General features: G+C 54.4%; 12 protein-coding genes. 4 read left to right on the top strand and 8 right to left on the bottom strand.

The genetic code is table 11. From position 1 onward, the window contains the following. Positions 1-41 precede the first annotated feature (41 nt). Positions 42-437, bottom strand: coding sequence for a winged helix-turn-helix transcriptional regulator (locus DZE2538_RS04115; RefSeq protein ID WP_023639044.1), 396 nt, complete (start codon positions 435-437; stop codon positions 42-44). Between the two features lie 654 nt (positions 438-1,091). Here DZE2538_RS04115 and DZE2538_RS04110 point away from each other — a divergent pair. Beyond that, on the top strand, positions 1,092-2,339 hold the full coding sequence (locus DZE2538_RS04110) for a conjugal transfer protein TraF (protein ID WP_038915656.1): 1,248 nt from the start codon (positions 1,092-1,094) through the stop codon (positions 2,337-2,339). 75 nt (positions 2,340-2,414) lie between these two features. Here the strand turns inward: DZE2538_RS04110 and DZE2538_RS04105 are convergent, their stop codons facing one another. The 4 genes from DZE2538_RS04105 to DZE2538_RS04090 form a co-directional block, all read right to left on the bottom strand. Further along, the gene (locus DZE2538_RS04105) at positions 2,415-5,483 is read right to left on the bottom strand and encodes an efflux RND transporter permease subunit (protein WP_038915655.1); all 3,069 of its coding nucleotides are present in this window, start codon (positions 5,481-5,483) and stop codon (positions 2,415-2,417) included. Next, on the bottom strand, positions 5,480-6,622 hold the full coding sequence (locus tag DZE2538_RS04100; protein WP_080638949.1) for an efflux RND transporter periplasmic adaptor subunit: 1,143 nt from the start codon (positions 6,620-6,622) through the stop codon (positions 5,480-5,482). Before DZE2538_RS04100 ends, DZE2538_RS04105 begins: the two co-directional genes overlap by 4 nt. A gap of 128 nt (positions 6,623-6,750) precedes the next feature. After that, entirely contained in the window at positions 6,751-7,920 is a 1,170-nt protein-coding gene (locus DZE2538_RS04095) for a sensor histidine kinase (RefSeq protein ID WP_019844383.1), read from the bottom strand. Beyond that, on the bottom strand, positions 7,917-8,612 hold the full coding sequence (locus DZE2538_RS04090) for a response regulator (RefSeq protein ID WP_038913278.1): 696 nt from the start codon (positions 8,610-8,612) through the stop codon (positions 7,917-7,919). The genes DZE2538_RS04095 and DZE2538_RS04090 overlap by 4 nt, the downstream gene beginning before the upstream one ends. A gap of 153 nt (positions 8,613-8,765) precedes the next feature. Between DZE2538_RS04090 and DZE2538_RS04085 the strand changes: the two genes are divergently transcribed. Together DZE2538_RS04085 and DZE2538_RS04080 are read left to right on the top strand one after the other, a co-directional pair. Beyond that, on the top strand, positions 8,766-9,551 hold the full coding sequence (locus DZE2538_RS04085) for a MipA/OmpV family protein (RefSeq protein WP_019844385.1): 786 nt from the start codon (positions 8,766-8,768) through the stop codon (positions 9,549-9,551). 476 nt (positions 9,552-10,027) lie between these two features. Then, positions 10,028-11,137, top strand: a complete 1,110-nt coding sequence (locus DZE2538_RS04080) for an SDR family oxidoreductase (RefSeq protein ID WP_019844396.1) — start codon at positions 10,028-10,030, stop codon at positions 11,135-11,137. A gap of 383 nt (positions 11,138-11,520) precedes the next feature. Here the strand turns inward: DZE2538_RS04080 and DZE2538_RS04075 are convergent, their stop codons facing one another. Continuing rightward, positions 11,521-12,345, bottom strand: coding sequence for a hypothetical protein (locus DZE2538_RS04075; RefSeq protein ID WP_019844397.1), 825 nt, complete (start codon positions 12,343-12,345; stop codon positions 11,521-11,523). Between the two features lie 278 nt (positions 12,346-12,623). Between DZE2538_RS04075 and DZE2538_RS04070 the strand changes: the two genes are divergently transcribed. After that, positions 12,624-13,352 (top strand): sulfite exporter TauE/SafE family protein, encoded by a 729-nt coding sequence (locus DZE2538_RS04070; RefSeq protein WP_038915654.1) that lies wholly within the window; start codon positions 12,624-12,626, stop codon positions 13,350-13,352. On the opposite strand, the gene DZE2538_RS04065 is transcribed toward DZE2538_RS04070, so the two are convergent. Both DZE2538_RS04065 and DZE2538_RS04060 read right to left on the bottom strand, forming a co-directional pair. After that, complete coding sequence (locus tag DZE2538_RS04065; protein WP_038915653.1) at positions 13,349-13,801, bottom strand: NUDIX domain-containing protein; 453 nt, start codon at positions 13,799-13,801, stop codon at positions 13,349-13,351. The genes DZE2538_RS04070 and DZE2538_RS04065 overlap by 4 nt on opposite strands. A 125-nt stretch (positions 13,802-13,926) precedes the next feature. Then, positions 13,927-14,820, bottom strand: coding sequence for a LysR substrate-binding domain-containing protein (locus DZE2538_RS04060; RefSeq protein WP_038913274.1), 894 nt, complete (start codon positions 14,818-14,820; stop codon positions 13,927-13,929). Between the last annotated feature and the right edge of the window lie 144 nt (positions 14,821-14,964).

The raw sequence follows: 14,964 nt of genomic DNA, 5'->3' as shown, positions 1-14,964 counted from the left end.
TCGGGGAAAGCTTGTCACGTAGTTCAAACACGCAGCAAATATCAGGCAGGCGTTTTCAACGAGCGCGGCGCTCCCGATTTACGCCAGTGTTCAGTAATACGCGGCATACTTTCTTCTATCCAATCGACTAGCACACGCACCTTTTCCGATGCTTCTTTTCCCAGCGGGGTCAGGCTGTATTCCACGTGTGGCGGCACCACATCGTAAGCCACCCGATGAATCAAACCGTCACCTTCCAGACATTGTAAGGTCTGAGCCAGCATACGTTCGCTGATACCATTAATCAGCCGACGCAATTCACTGAACCGCAGCGTTTTGGACTCCAGTACAATCAAGACCAGAATGCCCCAGCGGCTGGTGATATGTTGTAAAACTTCACGCGATGGGCAGGCTGCCACCAGTAAATCCCCACGCTGAAATCGTTCAATTTCTCCCATACTTCACCTTTCATCGTTACGGCCCACACGCCGGTACAAGATAGCTGTAGAAATAAACACTCGCTTTCCGATGCCCCTTGCGCTCTCACCCTATCAGGAATTAAAACACCATCGGCATAAAATAATCTAATGGAATAATGAGAGGTAAATGAATGCCGCCATCATCACAAAGAAAATAAGGAAAGAGGCAACGCTGCTACAGGATGGATATTGACGTTATCTGGCCGATAACACAGGGGTTACATAATATCGACATTAATTCAAGATATTCATTCCATCAAATAAAGCGAATTAAAGCACGCTATTCACGCAATCAATAAAGATAATAAATTCAACAAGCTAGAAAATTACTACGCCAAGGGTGCCTGATATCAGGTAAAAGACTATCACTGCCAAAAATGAAAATGTTAGGCTGTCGATGCTTTTTGCACGCAAGTCTTGGGTGCAATAACACACTGAAAAAGCGACACACCGAAAAGCCATTTCAAGCTGCTGTGAGACAAGCCTCCTGCCACGGGAGTATTTTCTCTCAGTCTGTATAAGGGTGTCCTCTATTTTTACTTTAGCTACTACGTTTATTTTTAAAAAACACTACGAGCACACAGCAAAAAGGAAATTTTTCCTAATCCCTTATTTTGATAAAGGAATGCTCGTATGCACAAAAACTCACTCGTCCGCGCCATAACGGTTGCGGGTTTGTTTTCTCCCGCTGTCACCTTTGCTGCTGGCACCTGGTCGGATGCAAGGAATGACGCTATGGGGGGAACGGGTGTCGCCTCATCGCACTACGGTTCTGCAGCATTGACCAACCCGGCACTACTCACCAACGCACAGGCCAGCGACAATGTTAGCGTGATCCTCCCGTCCGTTGGTGTCTTCGTTTCCGATCCAGACAAAGTGGAAGACAAATTCGATCGTATCAAAAGCAGTTGGGACAGCGTCAAAAACACGCTGAACGCCAGCAGTGGTGTCACCAACCCGCTGTTGCGTCGACTGGCGTTACAGCAGGGTATCTCCTCCTTTCAGTCGCTGCGGGGTGAATTGGAAGGCATCAATGGCGATCGCGCTTACGGCGATGCCGCGGCAGCGGCCGTCATTGCGGTTCCCAATCAAACACTCCCCTTCGCTTTTGTTGTGAAAGGCTGGGGGGTTGCCAACGCCAAAGCGGTGGTGACCGACCGTGACCTGGCCTATCTGGATAGCGTGGCGGCTGGAAGAACCATTCCCAGTTCAGCCGACCTGAATAGCTTCACCTCCCGGGCCGAAGGCGCAGGCGCGCTGGTGACCGAGTACGGTGTCGCCATGGCGAAAGCATTCAGTATTGCCGGTCAGCCGGTCTCGGTCGGTATCACACCGAAACTGCAACAGATTGATACCTATAACTATATTGCATCAATCAATAACTACAGCGCTTCCGATTTCCGCAATTCAGAATTCAGAAAATCCACGACCGGTGCGAACCTGGATGTGGGGGTAAGTACCAACCTGACGCCCAACTGGAGTGCCGGTCTGGTGGCACAAAACCTGATAGGACGCCGGATCGATACCAAAGAGGTGCAGGGCATTCAGCGCACTTTCAGCCTTCGCCCGCAGGTCACTGCCGGTACCGCCTGGAACAAAGACAAGCTGACGCTGGCGACCGATATCGACCTGACGCCCGCCAGTGGTTTTGATGCTGAGAAAAAGAACCAGTACGCCGGTGTGGGTGCGGAATATCGCGTGTTGTCCTGGGCGCAATTGCGTGTGGGTTATCGCGCCAATATGCGCGACAGTGACAAAGACCAGGTCACCGCCGGTATTGGGCTATCTCCCTTCGGCGTCCATCTTGACCTGACCGGCATGGCCGGCACCGCAAGCCAACACACCTATGGCGCTGCCGCCAAACTGAGTTTTACCTTCTAAGCCTGCGGCCCGGTATCGTGACTGATGCCGGGCCATATTCGGATAACAGGCTCTCTTACCCGCTTTATCCACGCGTTATCGCCGCGATTTAGCGCGCGCCTCCCACTGCATTACCAGACTGATCGCCGCCGGTAACACCGTCAGCGTCAGCAGTGTCGCGACGATCAGCCCGCCGATAATAGCGTAGGCCATCGGCCCCCAGAATACCTGTCTGGAGATGGGGATCATCCCCAAAATCGCCGCCATGGCAGTCAACAGAATGGGACGCGATCGGTGGCGAGCCGCGTGAATAATCGCCTCGCTGGCCGACATACCGGCGGCGGTGTTGGTGTCCACCTCACTGATCAGGATCACCGCATTACGGATGATCATCCCTGCCAGGGCGATAACCCCGAGTAACGCGACAAACCCCATCGGCGTACCGGTTGGCAGCATAGCCGCCACGATGCCAATCAACCCGAACGGTGCCATCATCACCGCCAGCATCATGCGAGAGAAGCGTTGCAACTGCACCATCAGCAATATCAACATCACCAGCAGCGTGACCGGCAACACCCGATATACCGAGCTGTTCCCCTTATTGGACTCCGCTACCGAGCCGCCTTCTTTAATACGGTAACCCGCTGGTAATGTCGCCTGATACGCCGCCACTTTCGGTGCCAGCGCCGCTGACAATGCCTGAGCACGACCCCCAGGAGCCAGGTCGGTTTGCACCGTGATAAAGGGGATACGTTTGTGACGCCAGATGATCGGTTCGTCAATGCCATACCCGATGGAGGCTATCTGCCCCAGCGGCACCTGTTGCCCATTAGCCGCACGCAGTTGCAGACTGGCAACCGTATCCAGATCCTGGCGCTCCTCATCGCGGGCACGCACCACCACACCCACCATGCGGTTACGATCGCGCACGCTGGTTACCGTGGTGCCGGAGAAAATGGTCGACAACGCGCTGGCGACATCCTGCGAACTGATGCCCACCGCTCGCGCCTCCGTCTGATTGAGGTCAATACGAATCGCACGCTCCGGTTCACCGGCGGTCAGGTTCACTTCCCGTGTACCGGGGGTGTTGCCAATCAGCGCGGCCAGGCCGGTCGCATACTCGCGAACCTTGCTAATATCCGGCCCGCTCACCCGGTATTTGAGCGGCCAGCCAACGGGTGGCCCTAATTCCAGCGGCGATACGCGGGTCACCAAATGGCTGAAATCCTGTTGTAGGCGTTTCTCCAGTCGGGCGCGCAGCGCATCCCGCTCTTTTAACCCTTTAGCCACCACCACCAGTTGCGCGATATTTTCATTTTCTAACAGTACGTCCATCGGCAGGTAGAAACGCACGGCACCGGAGCCGACATAGGTAGAGAAATGATCCAGATTCGGGTCATCTTTCAGCGACTGTTCAAGCCGTACCACCTCTCGTTCGGTCGCTTCCTGAGAGGCATTATTCGGCAATGTCAGGCTGACCAGCAGTTCTGGTCGGTCTGAGGCCGGGAAAAACTCGCCTTCCAGCCTACCGGCAGCCACGATGGCCAGCGCCAGTAACGCCACCGTCAGCAGCAGTGTTCGACCACGGTAGCGCAACGCAGTCGACAGCAAGCGCTCGTACATACGCGACAGCCACCCAGCGTTATGTTGATGAACTTTCACCGCCTTCGGTAGCAACCAGACGCCAATCAGCGGCGAGAACAGAATAGCCACCACCCAGGAGCTGATGAGCGAAATCATCACCACAATAAACAGCGAGTAGCAGTACTCACCGGCGCTGGATGCCGCAAACCCCACTGGAATGAAGCCCGCTATCATCACCAGCGTACCGGTGAGCATCGGAAACGCGGTGGTGTCATAAGCACGGGTAGCGGCCTGTTCACGGGCCTCCCCCTTCTCCAGGCTCGATACCATCGCCTCCACCGTGATCATGGCGTCATCCACTAACAGCCCGAGCGCGATAATCAGCGCCCCGAGTGAAATGCGCTGCAGGCCAATACCTGCTACCTCCATACCGGTGAAGGTCATCGCCAGCACAATCGGTATCGACGCCGCCACCACCAGACCAGCGCGGCTACCCAGCGAAACGAACGATACCGCCAGCACGATCACGACGGCCTCCAGCAGCACCCGGACAAAACCGTTGACCGACGACGCCACCACCGCAGATTGATCCGCCACGTTAGTGACCTCAATCCCATACGGTAGTGACGCGCTGATCGTCGCCATCTTGCTGCGCAGCGCGTTACCGAAATCCAGCATATTGCCGGTCGATGCCATTGAAATCGCCAGCCCAATGGCCGGTTGCCCATTGACGCGAAACGCCGGTGCGGGCGGCTCAGCCGCCTGACGGTGAATCGTCGCGATGTCGGTTAACGGGATGAAGCGGCTTCCAATACGCAGCGTCACGTCGCGTAGGCTCGCTTCGGACACAAACGCGCCGCTGACCCGAAGCGCCACCTTGTCACTATCGGTTCGAATGATGCCAGCCGGACTAACGGCATTCTGTGCCTGCAACGCTGCCGTCACCTGTTGCAGGGAAAGCCCCATCCCCGCCAGTTGTCTGGGCGAAAACGCCACTACGATCTGCTCATCCTGCGCGCCCAATACCTCGATTTTGCCGATATCCGGCGTGGCGAGTAGTTCGGTACGAATGTCATCTACCTTATCGCGCAGCTCGCGCGGCGAGTATCCCTCGGCAGTAAAGCCATAAATGGTGCCGAACGTATCGTCAAACTCATCGTTAACCGCCGGTTCAGCCACCCCATCGGGCAGGCTGGGTGCCACATCCTTCATCTTTTTGCGAACGGTATACCAGATGCTCTGCACTTTGGACGGCGGCGTATTGTCACGCAGGTTGACGAATATCACCGCCTCACCAGCGCGGCTGTAGCTTTCAGTAAAATCAAGGTAAGGCGTTTCCTGCAGCTTCTTTTCCAGCACATCGGTCACAAAGCTGACGGTATCCTGCACGGTGGCTCCGGGCCAACTGGCAGAGACCACCGCCGTTTTGATGGTAAACGCTGGATCTTCGTTGCGCGGCAAACGTTCGTAGCTCATCACACCAGCAGCCACAACGACCAGCATCAGAAATGCCACCAGTTGCTGATGGGCCAGTGCCCAGGCAGAAAGGTTCCACTTTTGCTTGAATCCCGCTGACATCATTGCGCCTCCGCCAGCGCGACCTTCTCACCCGCCCGAAGTTTACTCACGCCAGCGATGACCACCTTGTCACCCGCCGACAAGCCACCGGCAACCACCAACTGAGATTCGTTATAATGCCGCAGGGTGATCGGTTGTAACCGCAACACCTGCGTCTGTGGGTCAACCACAAACACCGCCGGGTTATCTCCCTGACGGGTGAGTGCCGAGGCTGGCAACACGATAACGCGACTGCCGGGCAGCGTGATTTCACCCTCGACCGTGGCGCCCAGCACCATTTCTTTCGGTGGTTCGGCGAGTGAAACCCGCACCCGCCAGGTACGGGTTTCCGCGTCCGCCAACGGGCTGACGTCCCGCACACGCCCACGGACTTTGATAGCTGGATTGGATAACAAGGACACGGTCACCAGCGGGTCGGTCATGCCGCTGGTAATCAATCGTTCAGAGACATTGAAAACCGCATCGCGGCCGGTAAACGTCGCCAGTCGCACCACTTCCTGACCCGCATTCACCACCTGACCGGGGTTAGCGCTGACCGAGGTGATCACACCGGCGACCGGCGCAGAGAGCCGGGTATACCCCAGGCGGTCCTGGGCACTTTTGACGCTGGCTTGTGCACTTTCACGCACCGATACCGCCGATGCCCAGTTCGACTGGGCCTCATCGAGTTGAGAGCGGGAAATAGCGCCATTCGGCGCCAGTTGTTTCATTCGGTTAAGATTTTGCTCCGCGAGCCGCTCCGATGCTATCGCTCGGGTCAAATCCGCCTTCGCGCTTTGTAGCTGGTTATCCGTGTCGCGGGGATCGAGCGTGGCTATCACATCGCCAGCCTTTACCTCTGACCCGACATCCACCATACGCGATACGATTCGACCATCCAGACGGAAACCCAGCGCAGTTTCTTCCGCCGGACGGATCTCGCCGGTCTGGGATAAGACATCACCGGTATCGGATGGCTCGACTGTCACGGTACGCACCGGGCGCAGCGGCGCAGGCGCGGGCTTGCTACTGGTGTTATCACAGCCGGATAACGCACCGATAAGCAGTAATCCCCCACATAAGCCGCAGGCACGAAGAACAGCGCAGCGCCAGTGGCAACTCAAATGATGCAAAACGCAAAGCATGGACTCTGTCTGTGTCATAATGATTTCCTGTTAACCGCTACGGATCATTACACCACGCAGATTTCCAGATTGTTTCCACGCTTTATCAAGAAACCATCAAGGTAACTGAAAAACCGACATTATCTCAGGTAACAGGCTTCCTACTCTCACGCCACCGGCAACTCAAGGGTAAAACACATGCCCCCCTGTGGATGGTTTTCCGCCGTCAGGCTGCCACCAAGCGCACCACAAATCGCCTCGGCGATGGACAACCCCAGCCCGCTGCCGCCGGAATGGCGCGCCCGCGAGGTATCCGCCCGGGAAAAACGCTCAAAAATATGCGGCAGAAAAGTGTCACTGACGCCCGGCCCGTAGTCGCGAAACTGGATTCGCCATCGGTCCTGCTGGCGTATGACGTCAATCCGCTGTGTCTTCCCTTCCGCCGCATAGCGCAGAGCGTTATCCATCAGAATGGTAAACACCTGCCCCAACCGGAGCGGATCTGCCAGGCAATACCCTTCCTCATCGGCATGCAATGTCACCGTGAAACCAGCCGCCTCCGCATTCGGTTTCAACCAGGCGATGCGGTCACGCAGCAGTTCCACCGGGTTTAGCCGGGTTTTGTCGATAGCCAGTTGTCCGGCACTGGCCATCGAGAGCAAATGCAGGTCTTCAATCAGTCGGTTAAGGTTGAGCATCTGGTTCATCACCATTTGCAACTGGCGGGGATCCGGCTGAAAAACCCCATCCAACATTCCCTGTAACCGCCCCATCGCGGCCGTCAACGGCGAGCGCAGCTCATGCGCCATCGCCACATGCGAGGCATGCAACTCACGCTCGTAACGCTCGAGCTGTGCGGTCATGGCGTTAAAGTCACGGGTCAGCAGAGTCAGCTCGGCGGGGGCACCCGGCACCATTCTGGCACGGGTGGAAAACTGCCCACGCGCTACCTCGCGTGCCGCCACAGCGAGTTGGCTAAACTGCACCGATAATGGCCTCGCCGCCCACAGCCCCAACATCACGATCAACGGAATAGCAACCAACACCAATACCCCCAAAATCAACCAATCTTCAGAGGCAATAGAGAGATCGAAGAGTTTGGGACCGAACCAGGTCTCCAGAATGTGGTAGTAGCGGGTACGATCCAGTTCAGGATTAGCGCGTAATACTTCAAATTCGTTACGCACGCCCTCCGGCATACTGTGTACTACCCACAGACTCCAGATAATAAAGCGCAGCCACATACAGGTAGCAATCAGTACCACGGTACCGATCGCCAGCGACAAAATCCGCAGGCACAGCCAGCGCCACAACGAGAGAGGAGGCAGCGTTTTCATGGCTGACGAAACCGATAACCCACCGCGCGAACCGTCAGCAGTACCCCGCTAATCCCCACCGCTTCAAGTTTTTTGCGTAGATTATAAATGTGCGTATCCACCACCCGCTCCAGCGCATCGCTCTCGGGCAGGCAGGCTTCCAGCAGTTCCTGACGGGAAAAGGCGCGGGTCTGCGCCCGCAATAGGGTCGTCAGCAGGCTAAACTCGGTTGGTGTCAGTTCCAGCGGCTGACTGTGTCCTTGTGTGTCAGTCACCGCCGCCAGCATCGCGTCCTGATCGACCAGCAACGGGCCAAAACTCAGCGTCCGATCTGGCGTCATCACGCCGCTGGTACGCCGTAGTACAGCCTGTACCCGCGCGACCACCTCACCGGGGTGATAGGGTTTAGTCACGTAGTCATCGGCACCGTAGCGCAACGCGCCAATCTTGTCGGTGTCATCCCCCATCGCGGTAACCATGATCACCGGGACATCGCTTTTGCGACGTAAAGCTGCCAACACTTCAGTCCCGTTCATGCCCGGCAGCATCACGTCGAGCAGGATCAGATCAGGCTTTACTCGCAGCGCCATTTCCAGTCCGCCAACGCCGTCACTTGCCAGCAGTACCTGAAAATTATCACGTTTCAGGTACGCTTCCAGCACGCTGGCAGCATCCGTGTCATCTTCGATTATCAGAATGCGTTTCAGACTCATCATGGCCTCTTGATAATTTCTTCATCATTTACTGACGGGGTATTGACGCTAATGTGTATACTCCGACACTTCGTACAAGGAAGCACAAAAGCGCCAGAATAAGACACCACGACAAGGCAACATCACGTTCCCGTTTTAAGGAGTTCAGACAGGATGATAGTGCGACACACCCCCTTTTACATAGCGACTCTTTTACTCGCCGCCAGCAACACCAGTTGGGCTGACGATACCTCGCCAGATCAACAAGATGGCGTGACTGTCGGCCTTGCCGCTCACAATGCGCCGCGCTACAGCGGTTCGGATGAGCAAGCCTGGAATCTGCTGCCGGTCATTCAGGCCCGCCAAGGGGCTTTCTTTTTCGATACTGCCAAAGGGGCAGGCTATGACCTGCAATTCGGTCAGTTTTATCTTGAGCACACGTTAGGTTACAACCCAGGACGAACCGACAAAAAATCCACGTTCCGCGCCGGCTCCGACAAATTACGCGGTATGGGAAAAATTGATGGCGTATTGAATACTGCGGTGGCGATCGGCTGGCAATTTAATAACCAGTGGTCAGTGGAGGCGAAGGCAACACTGCCGTTAACCGACAGCCAGGGCGTGCAATACCAGACATCGCTGACCAGCATCCTGTTCCAGAATAAGTCAGACACACTGGGCGCTCAGGGCATATTGCTGTTCGGCGACGCACGCAATAACAACTTGTTCTACGGCGTCAGCCAGCAGCAGAGCCAGAACTCGGGTTATCGCGTCTATCAGGCAGGCAGTGGCTTATACGGGCAGTCTGTCTCGCTGTTCTGGTCACATCAGTTCGACTCACACTGGACCACGCTACTCAGCGGCGGTTATACCCATCTGAACGATAAAGCCTCAGACAGCCCCATCGTGTTTCGCGCCGATCAGGGTGAAGGCACCGTTGCCGTTACCTATACGTTCTAATTCAGGCTCTTGCCTATATTCTCGTCAATGCCTGATTCTCGTCGGTGCCTGCAAGCAGGCGCTGACGGGAATACCGGATACCGTTGAGATTCTCGCCGGAAAAACAGTGCTGACGCCGTCATGTTATTGTATTATCTGCGGCGCTCCGGTGAGGCCATCGCCACTGAATGCTCACTGAATGACACGTGCGCCAATCCATTTTCCTCTCCTTCCTCGATGATGACTTGATAGGTCGACCGGGCAGGCTCGTTTTCATTTCACCGCTCGCGTATGGCATAAAAACCAGAGAAATAAAATCTTAAGCAAAATAACCAGAGCACAAAAAGCTAAACAGAATGACAACAACATAAGAAAAAGTGTTTTGAAAATTGAAAAAATAAAACCGTCTGAAATAGAATAGCCGCGCTGCTCCTGAGCATTATTCAGACAGCACTCGCTTTTGGCCTTTTTGACAATTTAATCAGGGTTATCACGTCATGAAAAAAGTCTTTATCACCGGGGCCACAGGTTTCCTTGGCGGTGCTGTTATGGAAAAAGCATTACAGGACAAGCAGATAGAAAATATATTTATGCTGGTCAGGGCTGAAACGCAGCAGGATGGACTTAAACGAATTCTCAATAATCTGCGTAAATTTGATATTCCAGAATCTGTATTATCCCGTTTAACTGCAGACAATATTATCGTTGGCGACCTGGCTGAACCTGAGTCTTTTCTGCAAAACCCGGTTCTGGATAGTATCACCCATGTCATTAACAGCGCGGCGATTGCCTCATTTGGCAATAACCCATTGATTTGGAAAGTCAACGTTGAAGGCACGCTGGCATTCGCCAAACGCATGAGCCAGGTTGCTTCACTGCAAAAATTCATCCAGATCGGCACAGCGATGTCGTGCGTTCCAGAGCAGGATCAGGTGGTGGAAGAATGCGGCCATCTGGATACGGAAAAATCGCACATCGTCGAATACACCCTGTCCAAAGCAACCATCGAAAACCTGATGCGTGAGCACTGCCCGGCGATGCCGTTGCTGATCGTGCGTCCATCCATCATCGTCGGCCATTCTCGTCTGGGCTGTAAACCGTCGAGCAGCATCTACTGGGTGTTCGAAATGGCGATGAAACTCAAGAAATTCATGTGTTCACTGGATGACAAAATCGACGTCATTCCGGTGGATTTCTGTGCCGACGCGATCCTGATGCTGATGCATTCAGAACAGGCCGTTAATGACATCTACCATATTTCCGCGGGCGAAGCCTCCAGCGTCAGTTTCAGCGAGGTAGATGAAGCGATGGCACACGCCGCCGCACGTCCGCCGATGGGCGAAGCCTACCGTCAGGTCAGTTACCCTGACCTTATCAAACTGCGCAGCAGCTTTAGCGAGCTGTACGGCCCCTGCAATGAACGTCTGATGCTGCGCGCTATGCGTCTTTATGGCTCATTTGCCCAATTAAATGTGAAATTCAGCAACCGTAAACTGCTGCAACTGGGCATGAAAACCCCGCCGCGCTTTACCGAATACGTAGGTAAATGTGTGGAAACGACCCGCCATTACAGCGTACCGGAACTGATGACGGTCGATTTTAAATAATCTTCCCCATCGCTGGCCCCGTTATCACTACGAAAGATAACGGGGTCAGTGCAGATTCTGACTCATCTTCTTTTTTCTCTATTCATCAATCACTTCCTATCATTAGCAACGCTACATCATTATTGATAATAAGCCGACAGCATCGCGAGTAACACTTTAAGAAATACCGTTATATAACAATGAAGATTGGTGTAAATAAACTAACGCCGACCAGAAATTAAAAAATTACACCTGACTACCAGTAGTATTAATCAATCTCAGCAATTATAAAAAATAATAGAAATAGTGTTTTGATTATTGCTATTTCAAATGCGAAATATAATAACGCCCTGCAATGTCAGGGCGCTAATTGAGATATCATCTTGTACTCGTGTGGTGCTCTATCACGCGGATTCAATAGACTGACGAGACCCCGGACACACCAATTGTCGGCTCTTGATGTGATACATCTCCAGATTCGGGCGCAGGAAGAACGCCATTTCCCACGGGTTTTTATTGATGAACGCATGGCGCACTTCTTCAAACAACGGCGTTGTCGGGTCAATCAAATGCGCGTCACCTTCAATCAGGGTGTAATTCCACTCAATTGAACGCTCAAAGGTATAGTGCGAGCGCTCATCCATCGCGAAGAAACAATGGGGATTACGCTTCAGTAATTTAGATTTGAAGGTTTCCGGGAAGGTAATCAGGAAAATATCGTCTTCGACCGAAGAGAGGAATGCCAGCACCGTAGTATGCGGCTGTTCTTCGGCCATCGTCACCAGTACGCCGACTTTATTAGTAAAGTCTTTGCGCTCGGTATCCGGCAGTGACGTCATCGCCGTCCAGGGTACTGGCCGCTCCGGGCGATGATCAGTTGGGAACGCATAACCCGGCTCACGAATATCCACGACCGGGGTGAAACCATGCAACAACTGGCATTCACGCGGTGCCAGAATCACCCAATCTTCATCCACGCTGACCACACGGCCCTTGTACGACGCACGGTAGACCGAAATATTGGCATCGAACTCATCAACACCGGTGCGATTATCAAGGTGTATCGTCGCCAGCGTCCCCACCGTCAGGTCATGCCCTTTTGGGAAGAACACCCGCAAGCTGTTATCCGCACGCGGATACACCCCACAGATATGAATTACTACATTTCCTTGTTGGTAACAGGCCAACACCCCCAGCACCTGCTTACCCAGATACGTCGTCAAACTCATGTTGCAGCACCTTATTTTATTATTCTCGTTACGAAGACGTCAGGCTGTGTGTAACGTCGCCGCGGCGTCGACTGGCTGGGCGCTATCGGTCCATCGCACCTGCCGTTTCCACCCTATGCGAGCAGAAGATTGACTGTCAAGGCGTTTACCGCCTTTACCCTTGCATCAACCGATGTGTGATTTTAACTCACACTGGTGTGATTTTTTCGGCAGAGATATTCACTTTTCACACAGGTATGCTCACCTCAAACACAGTAATCCTTACCCAGAGGTCATCTATGAGCGACATCCTGATCCTTGTTCTCGGTCTGTTCGCGGGCAGTGTCAGCGGCATTGTCGGCACCGGCGGCTCCATCATTCTGCTGCCTGCGCTGGCGTGGGCGTTCAGTCCACAGGCCGCCGTGCCAATCATGGCGATCGCCGCCACCATGAGTAATATTTCCAAGGTTATCCTATGGCGTAAGGCCATCAATTTACGGGCGCTGGGTTATTACTGCCTGCCGGGCATTCCCGCATCGATCATTGGTGCCAGCCTGCTGTGGGTGATGCCGGTACGTCTGTCGAGCCTGTGTATCGGTCTGTTCTTCCTGCTACTGATTCCACTACGTTACCTGGCCCACCGACGTGCGTTCATACTCAACGACAGTCAGTTGGCGATGGCAGGCGGTGTAGTCGGCTTTCTTACCGGCGTCGTCTTTTCCACCGGTCCGCTGACGATCCCGTTGTTCGCCGGTTACGGCTTGCTGAAAGGCGCACTGCTGGCCACCGAGTCTGCGGCTTCGCTGGTTATCTATCTGACCAAAGCCGCCACCTTTGGGGTGATAGGCGCGCTACCGTGGTCGGTGCTGTTGGCAGGCGTGCTGGTCGGGTTAACACAGGTCGCGGGGGTGTACATCGGCAAACGCTTCGTACTGCACCTGTCCGACACCCTATTTAACCGGCTGGTGGATAGCATGATGCTGATAGCCGGTCTCTCACTGCTGTGGGAAACCGTACCTGCTCACTAACGTGACGACGATAACGACAAAAAATAATCGAGGTATTCGCGATACTCGTCACCCAATGTCGGCAAAGCCTGAAAATCGAAAAAGCGTACGTCCCGCGACTCAGTTTTATCCACGACAATATCGCCTTGCCAGTCGCGGCACACATACAAGGCCGTCAGCACATAGATCTGATCCTGATTGGGCAAGGTGAAAAAGTGGTCGGGGCCAGAAAACATTTTCAGAAAATCGAACCTATTGAGTTGCAGCCCGGTTTCTTCACGCACTTCGCGAATCGCGGCCTCTTCCAGTGACTCCCCCAGTTCCAACAGCCCGCCGGGCAACCCCCACACCCCTTCCAGACGATGCTGCAACAACACTTGCCCACGCGTGTTTAGCAAAATCACGTTAGAACCTGCCAGCAATAGCGGACGATGCCCGATCAACTGACGCATTTCCTGCACATAATTCATGGTTTACCTCTGTTTATGGCGTACTTCTTTCTGACTCAGCGGTGTACGGATTCGGTCATGTATCCACATTAACGCGGGTGCATGACAATAATGTGTGTGGTGTCAGTCGAGGTAAGTGGTGTCAGTCAGACAGCCTCTTTACTGTCCGCCTGTTCCAGCAACCACTGCTCAAAGCGGTGATGCAGCCGGGTTTTCGCCAGCCCCGCAGGCGTCAGTAAATAATAGGTACGCTCGGCGATACGCAGGTCCGGCAAGGGAGCCACCAGTCTGCCGAGCGCCACATCGCGCGCCAGTAACGGCAGCGGACCCGGCCCGACGCCCAACCCATCAATCAACGCCGCATAGGTGACGTAGAAATGATCAAAACGCAGCCAGCTAAGCGTACCGGGGTCTACTAACCCACCCACGTCAAACAACTGTGACCAAAAGCCGGGGCGCGTTTCGGTATCCAGCAGTGTATGGTTGACCACATCACCCAGCGCCGAGAGCGGCTGGCGTGTCAGCAATGAAGGGGCCGCCAGCAAGGTATAGTGTTCCTGCATGAATGGCAGCGCGCTGAAACGATCGCTGTTAAACACCCCAAGACGAATGACCAGATCGAAGCCGCTGGTCACCGCCAGTTGTTGGGTCGTTGCGGTATGAATCTGGATAAGCGTTCCAGGATTAGCCTGATAAAACGCCGGTAGTCGAGGTGCCAGCCAGCGCATGGTAAAGGTCGCCGGTGCGCTGATACGCAATAACTGTGTTGCCTCACCACGGCCATAGCGACGAGCCGCCTCATCCATGACCCCCAGTACGTCATTCATCTCCTTGGCGAAGGCCTGCGCATGCAACGTCGGCACCATGCACTGTCCGGATCGTACAAACAACGTCTGCCCTAACCAGCTTTCCAGAATACGAATCTGTCGGCTGATAGCGCCGTGGGTCACATTCAATTCTTCAGCCGCCGCGCTATAACTGCCTGCCCGACAGGCAGCCAGAAACGCGCGCAACGCAGGCAGAGGGGGAAGTCGGTGCATCGTTTGTCGCTTTATGGGATTACACACCGTCAGACTGTATCACAGTCTGAAAAATACGCTGCGATCGCCCGGCATAACACATGCCCGATTGGCATAAGGACTGACTGGCCTGTGATGCAACAGGCTTGTATTATGAGCAGCCAA

Source organism: Dickeya zeae NCPPB 2538, assembly GCF_000406165.1.
Lineage (GTDB): Bacteria > Pseudomonadota > Gammaproteobacteria > Enterobacterales > Enterobacteriaceae > Dickeya > Dickeya zeae.
Note: the sequence above shows the minus strand (reverse complement) of the source record. Positions and strands in the feature narration are given on the sequence as shown.

Coding starts and splice junctions, on each gene's coding strand:
- DZE2538_RS04060 (WP_038913274.1), bottom strand. CDS start 14,820: ATGCACCGACTTCCCCCTCTGCCTGCGTTGCGCGCGTTTCTGGCTGCC.
- DZE2538_RS04100 (WP_080638949.1), bottom strand. CDS start 6,622: ATGACACAGACAGAGTCCATGCTTTGCGTTTTGCATCATTTGAGTTGC.
- DZE2538_RS04110 (WP_038915656.1), top strand. CDS start 1,092: ATGCACAAAAACTCACTCGTCCGCGCCATAACGGTTGCGGGTTTGTTT.
- DZE2538_RS04070 (WP_038915654.1), top strand. CDS start 12,624: ATGAGCGACATCCTGATCCTTGTTCTCGGTCTGTTCGCGGGCAGTGTC.
- DZE2538_RS04090 (WP_038913278.1), bottom strand. CDS start 8,612: ATGAGTCTGAAACGCATTCTGATAATCGAAGATGACACGGATGCTGCC.
- DZE2538_RS04075 (WP_019844397.1), bottom strand. CDS start 12,345: ATGAGTTTGACGACGTATCTGGGTAAGCAGGTGCTGGGGGTGTTGGCC.
- DZE2538_RS04095 (WP_019844383.1), bottom strand. CDS start 7,920: ATGAAAACGCTGCCTCCTCTCTCGTTGTGGCGCTGGCTGTGCCTGCGG.
- DZE2538_RS04065 (WP_038915653.1), bottom strand. CDS start 13,801: ATGAATTATGTGCAGGAAATGCGTCAGTTGATCGGGCATCGTCCGCTA.
- DZE2538_RS04115 (WP_023639044.1), bottom strand. CDS start 437: ATGGGAGAAATTGAACGATTTCAGCGTGGGGATTTACTGGTGGCAGCC.
- DZE2538_RS04080 (WP_019844396.1), top strand. CDS start 10,028: ATGAAAAAAGTCTTTATCACCGGGGCCACAGGTTTCCTTGGCGGTGCT.
- DZE2538_RS04105 (WP_038915655.1), bottom strand. CDS start 5,483: ATGATGTCAGCGGGATTCAAGCAAAAGTGGAACCTTTCTGCCTGGGCA.
- DZE2538_RS04085 (WP_019844385.1), top strand. CDS start 8,766: ATGATAGTGCGACACACCCCCTTTTACATAGCGACTCTTTTACTCGCC.